At 50.2% G+C, this 17,935-nt stretch carries 18 protein-coding genes and 2 tRNA genes; 9 read left to right on the top strand and 11 right to left on the bottom strand.

Going from position 1 to position 17,935, the window contains the following annotated elements; all coding sequences use genetic code 11:
* Positions 1 to 52: 52 nt before the first annotated feature.
* Positions 53 to 673: a thymidine kinase gene (tdk, locus tag AAGR08_RS08465; RefSeq protein WP_345829573.1), complete on the bottom strand. Its 621-nt coding sequence runs from the start codon at positions 671 to 673 to the stop codon at positions 53 to 55.
* Between the two features lie 413 nt (positions 674 to 1,086).
* Between tdk and hns the strand changes: the two genes are divergently transcribed.
* Positions 1,087 to 1,494, top strand: a complete 408-nt coding sequence (gene hns, locus AAGR08_RS08460) for a histone-like nucleoid-structuring protein H-NS (RefSeq protein ID WP_097097178.1) — start codon at positions 1,087 to 1,089, stop codon at positions 1,492 to 1,494.
* A 96-nt stretch (positions 1,495 to 1,590) separates the two neighbouring features.
* Here hns and AAGR08_RS08455 read toward each other — a convergent pair whose 3' ends face one another.
* From AAGR08_RS08455 to rssA, 5 genes are all read right to left on the bottom strand, one after another.
* On the bottom strand, positions 1,591 to 2,598 hold the full coding sequence (locus AAGR08_RS08455; RefSeq protein ID WP_345829571.1) for an NAD-dependent epimerase: 1,008 nt from the start codon (positions 2,596 to 2,598) through the stop codon (positions 1,591 to 1,593).
* Between the two features lie 14 nt (positions 2,599 to 2,612).
* Positions 2,613 to 3,956: a UDP-glucose/GDP-mannose dehydrogenase family protein gene (locus AAGR08_RS08450; RefSeq protein ID WP_345829570.1), complete on the bottom strand. Its 1,344-nt coding sequence runs from the start codon at positions 3,954 to 3,956 to the stop codon at positions 2,613 to 2,615.
* A 23-nt stretch (positions 3,957 to 3,979) separates the two neighbouring features.
* Entirely contained in the window at positions 3,980 to 4,888 is a 909-nt protein-coding gene (gene galU / locus AAGR08_RS08445) for a UTP--glucose-1-phosphate uridylyltransferase GalU (protein ID WP_007892362.1), read from the bottom strand.
* Positions 4,889 to 5,081: 193 nt separating this feature from the next.
* Entirely contained in the window at positions 5,082 to 6,098 is a 1,017-nt protein-coding gene (gene rssB, locus AAGR08_RS08440; protein ID WP_097097175.1) for a two-component system response regulator RssB, read from the bottom strand.
* 102 nt (positions 6,099 to 6,200) lie between these two features.
* Positions 6,201 to 7,106, bottom strand: coding sequence for a patatin-like phospholipase RssA (rssA, locus tag AAGR08_RS08435; RefSeq protein ID WP_097097174.1), 906 nt, complete (start codon positions 7,104 to 7,106; stop codon positions 6,201 to 6,203).
* Between the two features lie 96 nt (positions 7,107 to 7,202).
* Here rssA and AAGR08_RS08430 point away from each other — a divergent pair, with 96 nt between their 5' ends.
* From AAGR08_RS08430 to xthA, 5 genes are all read left to right on the top strand, one after another.
* The gene (locus tag AAGR08_RS08430) at positions 7,203 to 7,658 is read left to right on the top strand and encodes a YchJ family protein (RefSeq protein WP_097097173.1); all 456 of its coding nucleotides are present in this window, start codon (positions 7,203 to 7,205) and stop codon (positions 7,656 to 7,658) included.
* Between the two features lie 57 nt (positions 7,659 to 7,715).
* On the top strand, positions 7,716 to 8,564 hold the full coding sequence (purU, locus tag AAGR08_RS08425) for a formyltetrahydrofolate deformylase (protein ID WP_097097172.1): 849 nt from the start codon (positions 7,716 to 7,718) through the stop codon (positions 8,562 to 8,564).
* Positions 8,565 to 8,708: 144 nt separating this feature from the next.
* Positions 8,709 to 8,793: transfer RNA gene (locus AAGR08_RS08420), tRNA-Tyr, on the top strand.
* A 40-nt stretch (positions 8,794 to 8,833) separates the two neighbouring features.
* A tRNA-Tyr gene (locus AAGR08_RS08415) sits at positions 8,834 to 8,918 on the top strand.
* A 118-nt stretch (positions 8,919 to 9,036) separates the two neighbouring features.
* Complete coding sequence (gene xthA / locus AAGR08_RS08410) at positions 9,037 to 9,843, top strand: exodeoxyribonuclease III (protein WP_345829564.1); 807 nt, start codon at positions 9,037 to 9,039, stop codon at positions 9,841 to 9,843.
* A 33-nt stretch (positions 9,844 to 9,876) separates the two neighbouring features.
* Here xthA and AAGR08_RS08405 read toward each other — a convergent pair whose 3' ends face one another.
* From AAGR08_RS08405 to AAGR08_RS08390, 4 genes are all read right to left on the bottom strand, one after another.
* Positions 9,877 to 10,173 (bottom strand): YnjH family protein, encoded by a 297-nt coding sequence (locus tag AAGR08_RS08405; protein WP_097097170.1) that lies wholly within the window; start codon positions 10,171 to 10,173, stop codon positions 9,877 to 9,879.
* On the bottom strand, positions 10,173 to 12,095 hold the full coding sequence (locus tag AAGR08_RS08400; protein ID WP_345829562.1) for a DNA topoisomerase III: 1,923 nt from the start codon (positions 12,093 to 12,095) through the stop codon (positions 10,173 to 10,175). The genes AAGR08_RS08405 and AAGR08_RS08400 overlap by 1 nt, the downstream gene beginning before the upstream one ends.
* A gap of 21 nt (positions 12,096 to 12,116) precedes the next feature.
* On the bottom strand, positions 12,117 to 13,160 hold the full coding sequence (gene selD / locus AAGR08_RS08395) for a selenide, water dikinase SelD (RefSeq protein ID WP_345829560.1): 1,044 nt from the start codon (positions 13,158 to 13,160) through the stop codon (positions 12,117 to 12,119).
* A 153-nt stretch (positions 13,161 to 13,313) separates the two neighbouring features.
* On the bottom strand, positions 13,314 to 13,865 hold the full coding sequence (locus AAGR08_RS08390; protein WP_345829558.1) for an NAD(P)H nitroreductase: 552 nt from the start codon (positions 13,863 to 13,865) through the stop codon (positions 13,314 to 13,316).
* A gap of 169 nt (positions 13,866 to 14,034) precedes the next feature.
* On the opposite strand from AAGR08_RS08390, the gene sppA reads away from it, so the two are divergent.
* The 3 genes from sppA (at position 14,035) to pncA (ending at position 17,617) form a co-directional block, all read left to right on the top strand.
* Positions 14,035 to 15,894, top strand: coding sequence for a signal peptide peptidase SppA (sppA, locus tag AAGR08_RS08385; RefSeq protein ID WP_345829556.1), 1,860 nt, complete (start codon positions 14,035 to 14,037; stop codon positions 15,892 to 15,894).
* Between the two features lie 85 nt (positions 15,895 to 15,979).
* Positions 15,980 to 16,993: an asparaginase gene (gene ansA, locus AAGR08_RS08380; protein ID WP_097097165.1), complete on the top strand. Its 1,014-nt coding sequence runs from the start codon at positions 15,980 to 15,982 to the stop codon at positions 16,991 to 16,993.
* A 15-nt stretch (positions 16,994 to 17,008) separates the two neighbouring features.
* Positions 17,009 to 17,617 (top strand): bifunctional nicotinamidase/pyrazinamidase, encoded by a 609-nt coding sequence (gene pncA, locus AAGR08_RS08375; protein ID WP_097097164.1) that lies wholly within the window; start codon positions 17,009 to 17,011, stop codon positions 17,615 to 17,617.
* Between the two features lie 35 nt (positions 17,618 to 17,652).
* On the opposite strand, the gene AAGR08_RS08370 is transcribed toward pncA, so the two are convergent.
* A complete protein-coding gene (locus tag AAGR08_RS08370) occupies positions 17,653 to 17,934 on the bottom strand; it encodes a DUF1315 family protein (RefSeq protein WP_345829553.1) in 282 nt (93 codons plus the stop codon).
* Position 17,935 lies beyond the last annotated feature (1 nt).

Below are 17,935 nucleotides of genomic sequence, written 5' to 3'. Positions count from 1 at the left end.
TAGTTTTAACTTAAAAAACCCGCTTCGGCGGGTTTTTTCATCTGCCTAAAAACTAAGCCTGCGGTTGTTGTGTCCCATATATCGCCCTTAATGAGCCTTCATCAATAGCTTGTTTATAATGTTTGCGGCACACAGAGATATAACGTTCATTGCCACCAATTACGACCTGCTCCCCCTCACTGAAAGGCTTTCCGTTGGCATCGAGGCGCAACACCATGCTAGCTTTACGGCCACAGTGACAGATGGTTTTTAGCTCGACAAGTTTATCAGCCCAAGCCAGTAAATATTGGCTGCCAATAAATAGCTCACCGCGGAAGTCCGTACGTAAGCCGTAGCACAATACGGGAATATCCAGATTATCTACTACATTAGACAATGCCCTAACCTGTTCTCGCGTGAGGAACTGGCTTTCATCGACCAGCACGCAATGCACGGGTTGCTTAGCATGCTCGTTGGCTATTTCCTGATCCAGTTGCGTGTTAGCGTTATATAAAAAAGCCGGAGACGATAGTCCGATGCGTGAACTGACCTTGCCGGCACCAAAGCGATCATCAATTTCTGCGGTATAAACCAGTGAACGCATACCGCGCTCATGGTAATTATAGGAAGATTGTAGTAGAGCCGTTGATTTACCTGCATTCATCGCAGAGTAATAAAAATAAAGTTGGGCCATCAGAAGAATCTCATCGCAACCTATATTCGTTGCGCCGCAGTTTACCATAAAGTTGTAAAGCTGTAGCGATGCATTATTTTTATCATCTGCTCAATTTAACAACAGCACCACGCTCTTTAGATGTCTACATTACGAACATAGCACAATTTGATAAAGTAGTTCATGCGCTAATATTTGATTCATTACTATTACCACTGAAGTGAAGGAATTCACGGAATGCCAAGCATACCGTACAAAATCACTGCCAAAGAAAGTTACAAAACGCCTAAATATATTTTGCGCAGCGTTCAAAACCCACCTCTAATTTTTAATTTACGTTTTGCTTTTAAATCTGGCTATTGCAGTTATTTTTTTGCACCACTATTATGAGTTGGCAGAACCACTCCCATTTATTATATTTTGAGATCAGGACAATGAGCGAAGCACTTAAAATTCTTAATAATATCCGTACATTGCGCGCACAAGCTCGTGAATGCTCTCTGGAAACATTAGAAGAGATGCTGGAAAAGCTCGAAGTTGTGGTCAACGAGCGTCGTGAAGAAGATTCCCATGCACAAGCGGAAAATGCAGAACGTAATCGCAAACTGGAACAATATCGTGAGATGTTGATTGCGGATGGCATCGATCCAAATGAGCTATTGCAGGCTTTATCTGAAACGAAAGCACCGGGTAAAACCAAGCGTGCTGCTCGTCCAGCTAAATATTCCTATGTTGATGAGAACGGTGACAACCGCACGTGGACCGGCCAGGGACGTACGCCTGCTGTGATTAAAAAAGCTATTGAAGAACAAGGTAAAAAACTGGACGATTTCCTGCTGTAATCTCTCCAGTGCTTCGAATTGTGATTAGTGAAGAGCGCGTTCACTTTACACCAGATAAGAAAAAGGAAGCCAAAGGCTTCCTTTTTTCATAGAGATTTATTGTTGATAGAAGCTTCGGTACCAATCAACAAAATTTTTGACACCCTGCTCTACGCCGGTTTGCGGACGGAAATTAATCGCCTCATAAAGCGGTTGCGTATCAGCACTGGTACTCAACACATCGCCAGGTTGCATTGGCAGCATATTTTTCTTTGCCTCAATTCCCAGCGCTTTTTCCAGCGATTCAATATATGTCATTAAACTGACTGGCTGGCTATTACCAATGTTGTAAACACGATAAGGCGCAGAACTGCTTGCCGGTGAGCCTGCTTCTACAGTCCAGGCTTCATCTGGCTGCGGGATAACATCCTGCAATCTAACAATCGCTTCGGCTATATCATCAATATAGGTAAAGTCGCGGGTCATTTGCCCATTGTTATAAACATCAATTTTCTCACCTGCTAACATCGCACGCGTAAATTTGAAAAGCGCCATATCTGGGCGTCCCCATGGACCATAAACAGTGAAAAAACGTAATCCAGTGGTTGGCAGTTGATAGAGATGCGAATAAGTATGCGACATCAACTCGTTAGCTTTTTTTGTGGCCGCATACAGTGAAACAGGATGGTCAACGGAGTCATCCGTTGAAAAAGGCATTTTGCGGTTCAGACCATAAACTGAACTGGATGAGGCATATAGCAAGTGGCCAATTTTATGATGGCGACAGCCCTCAAGAATATTGAGGTGACCGATTAAATTAGCATCGGCATAAGCGTGGGGATTTTCAATTGAATAACGTACGCCAGCCTGCGCGCCTAAGTGAATTACACGCTCATATTTGTGTTCTGCGAACAAAGAAGAAATGGCCTGGCGATCCGCCAGGTCCATTTTTACAAATATAAAATTGGGATGTTTAGCATTCTGATCTAAACGGGCCTGCTTAAGGCTGACATCATAGTAGTCATTCAGATTATCGATACCGACAACCTGGTGACCCGCTGCCAGCAAGCGCTGGCTGACGTGAAATCCAATAAAACCTGCCGCGCCGGTGACCAGAAACTTCATACATCCCTCATTATTTATTCTACGATTTGAATAGACGCTCCGCGGCCGATTGCATAATACGTAAAGCCGCGCTTGCTGATACGCTCTGGATCATACAGGTTACGACCATCAAAAATCACGGGTTGTTTTAACGCGGTCATGATGACATCGAAATCTGGTGCACGGAAGTTTTGCCATTCTGTGCAAATCACTAAGCCATCTGCTCCCTGTAGCGCAGCTTCCTTAGTGCCCATCAATTTCAGGTCATCACGATGGCCGTAAACGCGCTGAGCTTCATCCATCGCTTCCGGGTCAAATGCCTGAACTGTTGCGCCAGCTTCCCATAACGTTTCCATCAGCACACGGCTGGATGCTTCACGCATGTCGTCCGTATTAGGTTTGAACGCCAGTCCCCACAGAGCAAACGTTTTGCCGCGTAGATCGTCGCCAAAATGGCGCTTAATGAAAGTCGGCAGTTTGTTCTTCTGCGAGTCGTTAACGTCCTCAACGGCCTGCAGCAGGCGTGGAGTGTAACCGATTGATTCAGCAGTGCGAATCAGCGCCTGTACGTCTTTCGGGAAACACGAACCGCCATAGCCACAGCCAGGATAGATGAAGTGATAGCCGATACGTGAATCAGAACCAATCCCCTGACGCACTTTCTCAACGTCGGCTCCCAGACGCTCAGCCAGGTTTGAGATCTCATTCATAAAGCTGATTTTGGTGGCCAACATACAGTTCGCCGCGTACTTCGTCAGCTCTGCACTGCGAATATCCATCAAGATCATACGATCGTGGTTACGATTGAACGGCTCGTAAAGTTCACGCAGCAATTCAACAACTTCATCGTTGTCAGTACCAACCACGATGCGCTCCGGACGCATACAGTCATTAACTGCAGCACCTTCTTTGAGGAATTCCGGGTTAGAAACCACGTCAAAAGCAATATTTACATCGCGTTTCTGCAGGGTTTCAGTCATTACCGCACGAACCCGATCCGCAGTACCAACGGGTACAGTGGATTTGTCGATAACGACTTTATGATCGTTCATGTGCTGTGCAATGGTGCGCGCAACTGCGGTCACATATTTCAGATCGGCAGAGCCATCTTCATCGGGAGGCGTACCCACAGCGATGAATTGCATTACACCATGATTTACGCCCTCTTCCGCATTGGTGCTGAACTTCAGGCGACCAGACTCATAGTTTGACATTACGAGCGGCGTCAGGCCCGGTTCAAAGATCGGAATATGACCTTTCTTCAAGTTTTCGACTTTCTTTTCGTCGACATCAATACAGAGAACGTCATGTCCGACTTCGGCTAACACCGCAGCCTGAACCAGACCGACATAGCCGATACCAAATACAGTGACTTTCATTGAATTATCCTGTGTTTATTGAGTTACTTTTTATTGCCTACTGCGCCTTCAAGCCATTGGGTGAAATCTTTACCCAACACTGGATGACGAACGCCGTACTCAACAAAAGCCTGCATGTAACCCAGTTTGTTACCGCAGTCATGGCTTACACCGTTCAGGTGATAGGCTTCTACCGTCTCTTTTTCCATCAGCATAGCAATGGAGTCGGTCAACTGAACTTCGCCACCCGCACCTGGAGGTGTTTTCGCCAGCAGCGGCCAGATATCAGCAGATAACACATAGCGTCCAACCACAGCCAGGTTTGACGGGGCTTCAGAAGCTTTTGGCTTCTCAACGACGCCAACCATTGGTGCGCTCTGGCCTGGGGCAAGATCGGCACCCTGGCAGTCAACCACACCATAAGCGGTGACATCAGCAACCGGCTCAACCATGATCTGGCTACGACCACTCTCTTCATAACGGGTCAGCATCTCTGCCAGGTTGTCTTTGGTTGGATCAGATTCGTATTCATCAATGATTACGTCTGGCAGGATAACGGCGAAAGGTTCATCACCAATCAGTGGATGTGCACACATCACCGCATGGCCTAAACCTTTAGCAATGCCCTGACGAACCTGCATGATGGTGACATGCGGTGGGCAGATAGATTGGATTTCATCCAACAGTTGGCGCTTAACACGTTTTTCCAGCATTGATTCCAATTCAAAACTGGTGTCAAAGTGGTTTTCAATGGCGTTTTTAGAAGAGTGTGTAACCAGCACAATCTCATTAATGCCTGCTGCAATGCACTCATTCACGACATACTGGATCAACGGCTTATCGACAAGCGGTAACATCTCTTTTGGAATAGCTTTCGTCGCAGGCAGCATACGCGTACCAAGACCTGCAACAGGGATTACCGCTTTTTTTACTTTAGTCTTATAGGCAGACATCTAAATACCTCTCTTAATAGGCCGTTCAAGTTAATACTTGATATGTCGGTTTAAAAACGAAATGAGTATACCAGTTACTATCAGACGGATTTATCCTGGATGGAGTTAATCCGCGGAATTTAAGACTATTACCCAAGTGTAAAGCCTGCCCCTGGTCCTGTCTTCAACCCGCGAAAAATTTTAATCCGATGGGTTATTCTTCCGCTGATAGCATCAGGCGAAGCCTCCCACCGGCGCCCCAGATATGACACTGCCAGGCATCGGCACGTTGGCTGATTTGGTTGAGATGTGTGCTACCCATAGTACCAAGCGGCACACCATTACTGAGTTGAATTTGATGAGTATTAATATGCAACGTCGCATTAAGCCCAGCTGAAACCAGAATCAGATTCTTGAGCTGACGATGGTAATAGCCAACTAATAGCGGGAATTGTCCGCTCAAATTGGCCTGCCGCAACAACATGTTAACCTGACGTAATAATCCATTAAGCTCTGGCAATCGCTGTTTCTGACCGGATAATTGTTCCTGTAGCAAGCCATTAAATAACGCCCGCAATAAAAGTGCGGCCAGAACCCCGTTGTCACCTGCCCTGGTAACATCAAGACAGTAGAAAGCAAGATCGTTATCAGACAGTGCCGCAATATCCAGCACTAAACCCGGCTGTTCTGCCATCGTCAACTGACGGTAGTTAATGCGGCAATTGGCGATCGTTTGCTGCACGGGTGGTTGCAACTGTTTTAGCAGCTTGGAGGCGGCAAGGGGATCGCTGACTAACGCATCCCAATCCTGGAAAAGCTGCTCGTCCTCCTCGACTTTCGACGTGAACATCGAGGGATAAAGGCACTCAAAAACCGCCTCTCTGAAGCGCTCAAGGTTTTTTAGCGGCTTAAGGAGCACATCTTGTACCCCCAGTCGCAGCACATGGGCAATGTCGGCCATATTTTGCGTTGCCGAGATAATCAGTATGGGGACGTTATTGCCGCGGCTGCGAATACGCTCAACAAACGGAATGCCGCCCATACGCGGCATTTCAAGATCGCAGACAACCAAATCCACCGACTGAGCGGATAATAGTGTTAAGCCATCGAGACCATCACCGGCTGCTAATGTGCTGGCGCCCAAGTTGGTCAATAAGTTGTCAATTAATGAACGGAAAACGACCTCATCTTCGACAATGAGAATCTTTTTGCCGATTAGCGGTTTCTCCATTCTCTCCCCCTGCGTACCAGATAATTCAATAGTGGTTCATAAAATGCAGTTGCGCCTTTCAGAATTGGCTGAAGTAGCAACACCTGTGAATGAACAACCTGACTATCTGCTACGGACCAGCGGTAATAGTTCATCCATTTTTTTCTCAACGGCGGCCTTGCCAGCCGCGATGGCTTCTTCTGCACGATGAAAGTCCAATGTGGAAATTTGAGGACAAAACGGCTGAATCAGCACATCCGGCGGGTCGCCCGCCATGCGGTTACGTTTCAGGCGATTTTCCAGTACCTGGATGGACGTAGACATAATCTCCATCGCACCCGGCGTTTGAGTAGCTCGGCGTTGCGTCAAACCCACAATGCGCTGACGCAATTTTTTTCCCCAACTCAGCGCTTCAACTGCCGCCGCTTCTTCACCGCTTTGCGGTGTCACTGAAAGTAAATCTTGCTGCATCAGGTGTGCGTCATGCTGGAGATCCACAGCAATAACGATGTCGGCACCTAGCGCGCGGGTTAATGAGATGGGTACGGGATTCACTACTGCACCATCCACCAACCAATATCCATTGTAAGCGATAGGTGGTAGTAAGCCTGGCATACTACAGGACGCACGCACAGCTTGATGTAAATCTCCCTCCGTTAACCACACCTCTCTTCCCGTACTGAGATTGGTTGCCACAACCCCAAAAGGTTTATCGCATCCATCAATTAACTCGTTTGGGATGAGTTGCCGGATATGGCTAAAAACCCGATCCCCCCGCAGCAAACCACCGCGCTGCCACGAGAGATCCATTAGACGGATGACATCCCAATAGCGGAATGCGCTCACCCATTTTTCCATCACACCCAGCCGGCCATTCACATAGGCTGAGCCAACCAACGCGCCGACTGAACAACCCGCCACGACATCGATTTCAATGCCTGCTCGTTCTAACGCATTAATAACACCAATGTGTGCCCAACCTTTAGCGGCACCTGAACCCAGTGCCAGCCCGATCCTTACTTTTCTCATCTCACCTCGTGATTGGCTTGTTGCGTAGCATCACGCCTGACAGTCGGCTACCATAGCGCACGCTTTAATTTACTTTAATCACTTCCAGGAGATGACGTGTCTGAAAAGTGCCCTTGCTGCAGCGGAAAGGAGTATAGCTTATGTTGTCAGCCCTTTCTGATTGGACAAGCGAACCCATTAAGTGCTGAGCAATTAATGCGCTCACGCTACACCGCCTATGTTGTCAAAAATGCTGCCTGGCTGGCTGCAACCTGGCACTCCAGTAAACGGGTGGCGGATCTCGAGACGTTATTATCCGAAAGTTTTTCCGGTACTGAATGGCTGGGCTTGAATGTAACTTGTTGTAATCAAGGAAGCCATGAGAATGAAGCCTTCGTAACGTTTTTTGCGCGATACCTCGAAAAAGGCCGTACTTCGGCGATCTATGAATGTTCACGCTTTCTTCGCGAGGATCAACGCTGGTACTATGTAGACGGAACAACACCTGAGTTGGGACGTAACGATCGCTGTCCTTGTGGCTCCGATAAAAAATACAAAAAATGTTGTGGCTAATCTGGACAGATACACAACGGCTTTACCATTCATCGCTTTGACAGGACTCTGATCGAGATGCAAGCGCAAACCATCCAACGAAAAGTATTACGTACCATTTGCCCAGATGCGAAAGGTCTGATCGCCAAAATTACTAATATTTGCTACAAGCACGAGCTCAATATTGTGCAAAATAATGAGTTCGTCGATCACCGTACCGGGCGCTTTTTCATGCGCACTGAGCTGGAAGGTATTTTTAACGACAACACCTTGCTGGCCGATCTTGATGGCGCACTGCCAGCAGGATCAGTGCGTGAATTACAGAGCGCAGGCCGTCGTCGTGTTGTCATTCTGGTCACCAAAGAGGCACATTGCCTGGGCGATTTGCTGATGAAAAGCGCTTTTGGCGGTCTTGATATGGAGATTGCGGCGGTCATTGGTAACCATGAAACGCTGCGCTCGTTGGTCGAACGCTTCGACATTCCGTTTGTGATGGTGAGTCATGAAGGCCACACGCGCGAAGAACACGATAACCGTATGGCAGACGAAATTGACCGCTATCAGCCGGATTACGTGGTGCTGGCCAAATACATGCGCGTATTAACACCGGCCTTCGTGCAGCGCTACCCTAATCAGATCATCAATATTCACCACTCCTTCTTGCCGGCTTTCATCGGCGCACGTCCGTATCATCAGGCGTATGAGCGCGGCGTGAAAATCATCGGCGCAACCGCGCACTATGTGAACGATAACCTTGATGAAGGTCCAATCATCATGCAGGACGTTATAAACGTCGATCACAGCTATACCGCAGAAGAGATGATGCGTGCTGGACGTGATGTAGAGAAGAATGTATTGAGCCGCGCACTGTATAAAGTGCTGGGTCAGCGTGTGTTCGTTTACGGCAACCGCACGATCATTCTTTAACCGCTTTGGCGCTGAACTGCACAACTCTTCAGCGCCACGCATAAAAAGTGGGCAAACGATTTTTATTTTCAGTGACGGTGCTTTACAGGCTGAGCGCATTTGGTATGATGCGCCCCGCTTTAAGAGGCAATGATTCAGGCCAGTGGTGGGATTCCCGAGCGGCCAAAGGGAGCAGACTGTAAATCTGCCGTCACAGACTTCGAAGGTTCGAATCCTTCTCCCACCACCATCTGAATCGTCTCCCTGAAGCCACAATATGTAACATCCCTGGTGGGATTCCCGAGCGGCCAAAGGGAGCAGACTGTAAATCTGCCGTCACAGACTTCGAAGGTTCGAATCCTTCTCCCACCACCATCCAATGTCTTCCCTCCCTTTCGCTTTACTTGTTGATTTCTCCCGCTACGCACCATGACTTTTGCCGAAAAACTCGTTACCATCCCGACACTCTTTTGCGGATAAAAATGGCAGCGAAATGAAATTTGTCTCCTTCAACATCAACGGTTTGCGCGCACGCCCGCACCAATTAGAAGCATTAGTTGAACAGCATCAGCCAGATGTCATCGGCTTGCAGGAAACCAAAGTGCATGACGATATGTTCCCGCTCGAAGACGTTAGCAAACTGGGCTATCACGTGTTCTATCATGGGCAAAAAGGACATTATGGTGTCGCGCTGCTGACTAAAGCTGAACCAATTACCGTGAGTCGTGGTTTCCCAGGTGATGACGAAGAAGCACAGCGTCGTTTGATCATGGCGGAAATACCGAGTTCTATCGGTAATATTACCGTAATCAATGGTTATTTCCCTCAGGGTGAAAGTCGCGACCATCCGACCAAATTCCCGGCCAAAGAGAAGTTCTACCGCGATTTGCAGAACTATCTTGAGCAGCAGCTGGCCGTTGATAAACCGGTGTTAATCATGGGTGACATGAATATCAGCAGCACTGATTTTGACATCGGCATTGGTGAGGATAATCGCAAACGTTGGCTGCGTACCGGGAAGTGTTCGTTCCTGCCAGAAGAGCGGGAATGGATGGATCGCTTACTGCAGTGGGGGCTGGTTGATACCTGGCGCGATAAATTCCCAGCAACCAACGACCGTTTCTCATGGTTTGATTACCGTTCAAAAGGCTTCGATGATAACCGTGGACTGCGCATTGACTTGCTGTTAGCGAGCCAACCGTTGGCCTCGCGCTGTGTTGATAGTGGCATTGATTACGACATTCGCAGTATGGAAAAGCCGTCGGATCACGCACCGGTTTGGTCAACATTCAAGCTGTGATACAGCAGCGTGGCGTTTTTACGCCACGCGCTTTTATTTGATGATCTTCCAGATAAGCGGATTGGTGCCTATCGCTTTCTCATCACGTCCGCACTGGAGTAATACACCTTCCGCCTTTACTACCGCCCCTTCTGAATAGCTGCGGTTCTCATAGGTACAGCATTGCATGCAGTTGCTTTGCCGATTATTTTGTCCCTGTGTCCAGACTTCTGGCGGCATATCTACCACGACATCGGTATTTCCCATTCGATTATTTTCCGGCTGGCGATTAGCCAGCGCGGCAGTGCTGCATAACAGCAGTCCACTGAGCAATATCATTACATTCCGCATCACTCTGTCTCCTTGGTTTTGCGACGAGCCGTTTTAGGTTTGGCTTTCTTTTTTGGGCCAGGCGCTGTCAATCCGCGAAAGGCCTGTAACGAGGGACGCTGGCGCGCTTCACCAATCAGCCCAATCAAGGTGCTGACCAGCGGCTGCATAAACTCATCATATCGGCAGGCTTTTTCACTGATGCGTGTCAGTGTGGACTCCCATTGCGCCGTCATATCCGGACGAGCAGCCATTTCAGGCAACGCATGAATCAGCGCCCTACCAGCCTCCGTTGAATGAATATAGCGTCCCTTTTTTACCAGGAAAGTGCGGCGGAACAGTAATTCTATAATGCCTGCACGCGTAGCTTCCGTACCTAAACCATCGGTCGCACGCAGAACTTTCTTTAATTCTTTATCCTGAACAAAACGCGCTATGCCTGTCATTGCCGATAACAAGGTCGCATCGGTGAACGGACGCGGCGGCTGCGTTTGCTTTGCCAGCACTTCACCACGCTCACACAGCAGTTCATCGCCTTTGCTGACTACCGGCAGCGGCGTGCCATCGTTCTCTTCATCACGCTCTTTGCTGCCCAACAGTGCACGCCAACCTGCCTCAGCCAGAAAGCGTGCTTTGGCAATAAATTTTCCTCCGCCGATGTCGAGATCGATAACGCATTTGCGAAAGATCGCATCCGGACAAAACTGCATAAGATACTGACGCGCGATTAACCCATAAATGCTGGCTTCATTTTCCGTAAGATTCACTTTGCTGGCGCGAGCGGTGGGGATAATCGCGTGGTGAGCATCCACTTTTTTATCGTCCCAGCAGCGATTCTTCTGGTCAGGATTAAAATCAGCGGGTGGCGTTAAATTGGGCTGATGTGCCTGTATGGCGTTCAATACCGCATGACGCCCGGCAAAGTGCTCGTCAGGCAGATAGCGGCTGTCAGATCGCGGATAAGTGATCAGCTTGTGAGTCTCATACAGCCGCTGGCAGCAATCTAATACGGTCTGCGCGCTGAGCCCAAAACGCTTACCTGCTTCAATTTGCAGGCCTGAAAGTGAAAACGGCAGCGGCGCAGTATCCGATTCGCGCTTATCGTTATAGCCGGTGACCAGCGCAGGTTTGCCGTTAATACGCTCCAGCACGTGATCCGCCAGCGGTCGATGTAACAATCGCCCCTCTTCATCCTGCCAGGGCTCACAGGCATCACTCGGCACCCAGCTGGCAACAAAGCGTTCGTCTTTTGGCGTGACGATGTGTGCTTTGACTTCGAAGTAATCCTTCGGGATAAAGTTCTCAATCTCTTCATCGCGACGCACCACCAGGCCCAGCACCGGCGTTTGTACACGCCCGACTGACAGCACGCCATCGTAACCGGCATTACGCCCCAGCAAGGTCCATGCGCGGGTCATATTGATGCCATACAACCAGTCGGCACGTGCGCGCGCCAATGCCGACACGCACAACGGAATAAATTCACGGTTCTCACGCAAGCGCCCGACGGCACGTTCTACTGCCGAAGGATTGAGGTCGTTAATCAGGCAACGCTGTACCGTTTGGCGTTTTTCTGGCGCGAGTTGCAGGTAATCCAGCACCTCATCCACCAGCAGTTGGCCTTCACGGTCGGGGTCTCCCGCATGCACCACAACGCTGGCTTGCTGCAGCAATCCTTCGATCACTTTCAGCTGCTTCGCTACCGAAGGACGCGGCTGTAAGCGCCACTTATCAGGAATGATCGGCAGATCGGCCAGATTCCAGCGCGCATAGCGGCTGTCGTAACTATCGGGCTGCGCCTGCTCCAACAGGTGCCCAACACACCAGGTCACAACCTGGTCATTCCCGCAGGCAATATAACCATCACCACGACGATGCGGTTTCGGCAACACGTCGGCAATCGCACGCGCTAAGCTAGGTTTTTCAGCAATAAACAAACGCATGGATGGCGTCGTTCCTTAACATCAGGTAATTACGGTAATCAGAGGATGATCTACGTTGGCGGCAAACAACTCGCCTATTAGCGCGGCAGTGACACCTGCTTCTGTCGCGCAACGCTGAAACTCTTCTACGGCGTCAGGTTGAACCGCGACTAACAGACCGCCGGAAGTTTGCGGATCGCAAAGCAGTGCGCGTGTTGCATCATCAAGAGGAGAAATAGATGCACCGTAGCTGGCAAAATTACGGCTGGTGCCACCCGGTACCGCACCCGCAGCGATGTAGTCATCTACGCCCGCCAGTCGCGGCACATTCTTTGCCATCAGCTCAGCACGCAGCCCTGAACCCTGGCAGATTTCACTCAAATGCCCCAGCAAGCCAAAACCCGTCACATCGGTCATGGCACTGACGCCATCAAGTTTGGCAAAGTCTGCGCCGGCGTTGTTGAGCTGGCACATCACCTCAGCCGCTAAGGATTGATGTTCTGAACGCAGCAGGCCTTTTTTCTCAGCGGTAGTCAGAATGCCAATCCCTAACGGCTTGGTAAGGAATAGCTGACATCCTGCCTGTGCTGCACTGTTCTTTTTCACTCTTGCCACATCAACAATGCCGGTAACGGCCAGACCAAAGATAGGTTCTGGCGCATCAATCGAATGACCACCAGCCAGCGCGATTCCCGCGGCCTGACAAGCGGCGCGGCCGCCTTCGACCACCTGTTGCGCCACCTCCGGACTCAGCACATTCACGGGCCAGCCTAGAATGGCGATCGCCATGATGGGTTTCCCGCCCATGGCATAGATATCGCTGATGGCATTGGTGGCGGCGATACGGCCAAAGGTAAAGGGATCGTCGACGATCGGCATAAAGAAATCCGTGGTGCTGACCACCGCTGTACCGTTGCCAAGATCGTACACTGCGGCATCATCACGCGTTTCATTACCGACCAGCAGTTGCGGATCGTGAAATGGACTCAGCTCACTGTGGAGAATGGTTTCCAATACCTGCGGCGAAATTTTGCAGCCGCATCCAGCACCATGGCTGTACTGCGTTAAACGGAGTGATTCACTCATGGCGAGGTCCTTATGCGCTAAACAGAAGGCGCTATGTTAGCCTGGCTGCAAGCTGGTGGTAAGTGCTGCGCGGCCTAACCTCGATCTTTCGCACAGGCTGTGTGCAATCTCTGTCAAAGCGCATAACGTGCCGCATAAGCTCGCCGCTGTCTGTCAGAAATAACTGACAAACCGTGCAGTGTCAGGCGCCACAACCGTGGTGTTGGCTTTCAACTGCGGCGTACCCAGATAGAGAAAACCAACAATCGCATCCTGCTTACGGCAGCTAAACGCTTCACGAACGAGTGGATGATCGGTCCATGGCCCGCTACGCCAGATGCCGTTAAAGCCTTGCGCGACAGCAGCCATCTGCATCGCCATTACCGCGCAACTGGCAGAGGCCAACTGTTCCCAATGCGGTACTTTGGCATTCTCTTCACAATGCGCCACTACAGTGATGATCATCGGCGCGCGGAATGGCGCCGAAGCCGCTTTGTCGATGGCTTTTTGCTCCAAGTTGCTATCGCGTGCGGCTTGTTCCAGCACGTTGCTAAAGCGATCGCGCCCTTCATTTTCAACAATAATGAAGCGCCATGGCTGCAGCGTGCCGTGATCCGGCGCGCGCATGGCGGCGTGCAGAATATTTTGCAGGGCTTCACCCGTTGGAGCCGGTTCTGCCAGGCGTGAGGCCGAGCGACGATTCACTAATAAATCCAATGCATCCATTATTCTTCTCCCATGAATAAAAAGCGTGGCCTAATCCTGGCACAGCACGATCTTTTGTAACAGTCTGGCGCGATTTCCTGCTGACTTTTCGCACGCCGCTCTTTAGGATGAACGCGACATCGGGGCTGACCGCGTGCTGGCTGCCCTGTTACGTGAATATGGAGAGTTTATGCGCACACTGTGGCGAATTATTTCCGGTCTGTTCCGCTGGAGCTGGCGGGTACTGAATTTTATTCGGGAATTTATTCTTAATTTATTTCTTATTGTATTGATTCTGGCGGGCGTCGGGATTTGGATGCAAGTTTCCAGTTCAAGCAGTAATGAACCGGTCCAGCAAGGTGCACTGAAAATCGATCTGAGCGGTGTTCTGGTCGACAAACCTTCCGTCAGTAATCGTCTAAGCCGCATCAGCCGCCAGCTGTTGGGCGCGAATAGCGATCGTTTGCAGGAAAACTCTCTGTTTGATGTGGTTGATGCGATCCGCCAGGCGAAGACGGATAAAAACATCACTGGCATCGTGCTTGAACTGCGTGACTTTGCCGGCGGCGATCAGCCTTCCCTGCAATATGTTGGTAAAGCGCTGCGTGAATTCCGCGATGCTGGCAAACCGATTTATGCTGTGGGCGATAGCTATAGCCAGGCACAATATTATATTGCCAGCTTCGCCAACAAAGTTTATCTCTCGCCGCAAGGTACGGTGGATCTGCACGGTTTTGCCACCAATGGCCTTTATTACAAAACGCTGCTGGATAAATTAAAAGTCAGTTCACATGTTTTCCGCGTCGGAACCTATAAATCTGCCGTTGAGCCATTCCTGCGCGACGATATGTCACCCGAAGCGCGCGATGCCGACGGTCGCTGGGTTGGTCAGCTTTGGCGGAACTACCTGAATACGGTGGCGGCTAACCGCCAGATCACAACCGACCAATTGTTCCCAGGCGCAGCGGGCATTATTAGCGGCCTGCAAGCCGTTCAGGGCGATTCAGCGAAATATGCGCTGAATAATAAGTTAGTGGATGTACTTGATACGCGCGCAGCCGCCGATCAGGAGCTGGTCAAAACCTTTGGCTGGGATAAAGCGAATAACGATTATCGCAGCGTGAGCATTTACGACTATACCGTTAAACAACCGCCTCAGAATCAGGATGGCAACATTGCGGTTATCCTCGCCAGCGGCGCCATTATGGACGGTGAAGAGAGTGCCGGAAATGTCGGTGGTGATACCACTGCATCTCAGATTCGTGATGCGCGACTCGATCCAAAAATCAAAGCCATCGTACTGCGCGTCAATAGTCCTGGCGGCAGCGTTACCGCCTCCGAGGCAATACGTGAAGAGCTGGCTGCGGCGCACGACGCCGGTAAACCGGTGGTCGTTTCGATGGGCGGTATGGCGGCATCTGGCGGCTACTGGATTTCAACACCGGCGGATTACATTGTGGCGGCACCGAGCACCCTGACCGGTTCCATCGGTATCTTCGGGGTGATTAACACCGTTGAAAACAGCCTTAGCGCCATTGGCGTGCATACAGATGGTGTTGCCACCTCACCGCTGGCAGATATGGCCACGACTAAAGCGCTGCCGACTGAAGTACAACAGTTGATGCAGCTGACGATTGAGAATGGCTATCGTAATTTCGTTGGATTAGTGGCGGCATCACGCCATAAAACACCCGAGCAAATTAACGCCATTGCACAGGGCCACGTATGGACCGGAAGTGATGCCAAAGCCAATGGGCTGGTTGATGCGTTGGGCGACTTTGATGATGCCGTGGCAAAAGCCGCTGAGTTGGCTAAGGTCGGCAAACCACAGCTGAGCTGGTATCAGGATGATCCGGGTATGATTGATCTGCTGTTAAATCAGATGAACGCCTCGGTACAAGCCGTTTTACCCGCCGCCCTTAAGGTTTGGCTCCCTGCTCCAATGCTCGATGTGATGAGCGCTGTGAAAGAACAACCGGGATTGCTTAATAATCTTAACGATCCGCAAAACCGCTACGCTTTCTGCCTAAACTGCGGCAACGTACGCTAATCTTTACAGCCCGGCCGCTGGTCGGGCTGCTTTTCGTTGGCAATCCCCTTATACTGCGCGTTTTACGGCAAGTCTGAGCTTCTTCATGCAAAAGAAAAATATCTATGTGGCCTACACGGGCGGCACCATCGGGATGCAGCGTTCGGCGCAGGGCTATATTCCGGTATCCGGTCATCTCCAGCAGCAGCTAACTACGATGCCGGAGTTCCATCGACCTGAAATGCCCGATTTTACTATCCACGAATATCAGCCGCTGATGGACTCCTCGGATATGACGCCGCAGGATTGGCAATCGATTGCTAATGATATTAAGCAAAACTACGATCGCTATGATGGTTTTGTCATCCTGCATGGTACTGACACAATGGCCTTCACCGCGTCAGCCCTCTCATTCATGCTGGAGAACCTCGCCAAACCGGTCATTGTGACAGGTTCACAAATTCCATTGGCCGAATTGCGTTCTGACGGGCAACAAAATTTGCTCAATTCACTCTACGTTGCAGCAAATTATCCTATCAACGAAGTGGCCCTGTTCTTCAATAACACGCTGTTTCGTGGCAACCGAACCACCAAAGCGCACGCCGATGGCTTCAATGCCTTTGCTTCACCGAATCTGCCCCCCTTACTGGAAGCAGGGATTCATATAAAACGCCTGAATACGCCCGCAGCACCGCAAGGCCATGGTGAATTGATGGTGCACCCGATCACGCCGCAGCCGATTGGTGTTGTCACGATCTATCCCGGCATTTCTGCGGATGTGGTACGTAATTTCCTGCGTCAACCGGTGAAAGCGCTGATTTTGCGTTCTTATGGCGTGGGTAACGCACCACAGAACGCTGAATTCCTCGCAGAACTGCAACAGGCCAGCGATCGTGGCATTGTCGTCGTGAACCTCACGCAATGCATGTCTGGCAAAGTGAATATGGGTGGTTATGCTACGGGTAATGCGTTAGAGCATGCCGGCGTCATCAGTGGTTTTGATCTCACGGTTGAAGCGACATTAACCAAACTGCATTTTTTGTTGAGCCAGAATCTTACCAGTTCGGAAATTCGTGCCAAAATGCAGCAGAATTTACGCGGCGAACTGACCGAAGATTAATACGGAGCGAAACTGATGAAACGGGCATTGATAATTATCGATATTCAAAACGATTTTTGCCCCGGCGGCCCAATGGCGGTTCGTGATGGTGATCAAACCGTGGCGGTAGCAAATCGCTTTGCGCGAGAGTTTCATGACCGGGGCGAGTGTGTCGTGGCATTGCAGGATTGGCATCCTGCCAATCATGGCAGTTTTGCCTCCATTTCAGGTGAACCCGTTTACACGCTAGGTGAGTTAAACGGATTAGCGCAAATCTGGTGGCCGGATCACGGCATTGAAAACACTCCAGGCGCGGATTTCCATCCTCAACTTGATCGCGCACTGATTGATGCGGTATTCCACAAAGGTGGTGATGTCGAAGTCGATAGCTACAGCGCTTTTTTCGATAACGGACATCGACGCAAAACAGAACTCGACAACTGGCTGCGTGAGCGAGGCATCAGCGATTTAGTGATGTTAGGTCTTGCTACCGATTACTGCGTCAAATACAGCGTGCTGGATGCGTTAGAACTGGGCTACAACGTCGAGGTCGTTAAAGAAGGCTGCCGCGGTGTGAACCTGAATCCGGATGATAGCGATATTGCGTTCGCGCAGATGGAAGCGCAAGGTGCGGTATTAATCTGAAAATATGGGCTGGAGCAACCAGCCCTTTTTTATTTTTAGTGCAAGTTGATGCGCGTGACATCGGGCTCGATACCGAAATCTTCTTTAAGCTGTTTCTTCGACTTCATCACCATATCCCCACCTTTACTGATGGTCATATGTTGCGGATCGTCATTGTGGCGTGCCTGCCACAGCATGACCAGCTGCAGGCAGTTATCTTTCTGCTCTTGCGTCAGCGCGACGCCGTCCGGCCATTTGCCCGTTTCAACTGCCGTAGATAAACGCGCATACACTTCCGGCGTCATTGCCGCCAGCATCGTTTCCAGTTCCTGTTTCATG

The sequence above is a fragment of the Pantoea sp. BRR-3P genome, from assembly GCF_039621635.1.
GTDB classification, from domain to species: domain Bacteria; phylum Pseudomonadota; class Gammaproteobacteria; order Enterobacterales; family Enterobacteriaceae; genus Pantoea; species Pantoea floridensis.
Note: the sequence above shows the minus strand (reverse complement) of the source record. Positions and strands in the feature narration are given on the sequence as shown.

Bases quoted from the DNA above. Each gene is read 5' to 3' on its own strand.
- tdk (WP_345829573.1), bottom strand. From the start codon at position 673: ATGGCCCAACTTTATTTTTATTACTCTGCGATGAATGCAGGTAAATCA.
- hns (WP_097097178.1), top strand. From the start codon at position 1,087: ATGAGCGAAGCACTTAAAATTCTTAATAATATCCGTACATTGCGCGCA.
- AAGR08_RS08455 (WP_345829571.1), bottom strand. From the start codon at position 2,598: ATGAAGTTTCTGGTCACCGGCGCGGCAGGTTTTATTGGATTTCACGTC.
- AAGR08_RS08450 (WP_345829570.1), bottom strand. From the start codon at position 3,956: ATGAAAGTCACTGTATTTGGTATCGGCTATGTCGGTCTGGTTCAGGCT.
- galU (WP_007892362.1), bottom strand. From the start codon at position 4,888: ATGTCTGCCTATAAGACTAAAGTAAAAAAAGCGGTAATCCCTGTTGCA.
- rssB (WP_097097175.1), bottom strand. From the start codon at position 6,098: ATGGAGAAACCGCTAATCGGCAAAAAGATTCTCATTGTCGAAGATGAG.
- rssA (WP_097097174.1), bottom strand. From the start codon at position 7,106: ATGAGAAAAGTAAGGATCGGGCTGGCACTGGGTTCAGGTGCCGCTAAA.
- purU (WP_097097172.1), top strand. From the start codon at position 7,716: ATGCAAGCGCAAACCATCCAACGAAAAGTATTACGTACCATTTGCCCA.
- xthA (WP_345829564.1), top strand. From the start codon at position 9,037: ATGAAATTTGTCTCCTTCAACATCAACGGTTTGCGCGCACGCCCGCAC.
- AAGR08_RS08405 (WP_097097170.1), bottom strand. From the start codon at position 10,173: ATGCGGAATGTAATGATATTGCTCAGTGGACTGCTGTTATGCAGCACT.
- AAGR08_RS08400 (WP_345829562.1), bottom strand. From the start codon at position 12,095: ATGCGTTTGTTTATTGCTGAAAAACCTAGCTTAGCGCGTGCGATTGCC.
- selD (WP_345829560.1), bottom strand. From the start codon at position 13,160: ATGAGTGAATCACTCCGTTTAACGCAGTACAGCCATGGTGCTGGATGC.
- AAGR08_RS08390 (WP_345829558.1), bottom strand. From the start codon at position 13,865: ATGGATGCATTGGATTTATTAGTGAATCGTCGCTCGGCCTCACGCCTG.
- sppA (WP_345829556.1), top strand. From the start codon at position 14,035: ATGCGCACACTGTGGCGAATTATTTCCGGTCTGTTCCGCTGGAGCTGG.
- ansA (WP_097097165.1), top strand. From the start codon at position 15,980: ATGCAAAAGAAAAATATCTATGTGGCCTACACGGGCGGCACCATCGGG.
- pncA (WP_097097164.1), top strand. From the start codon at position 17,009: ATGAAACGGGCATTGATAATTATCGATATTCAAAACGATTTTTGCCCC.
- AAGR08_RS08370 (WP_345829553.1), bottom strand. From the start codon at position 17,934: ATGAAACAGGAACTGGAAACGATGCTGGCGGCAATGACGCCGGAAGTG.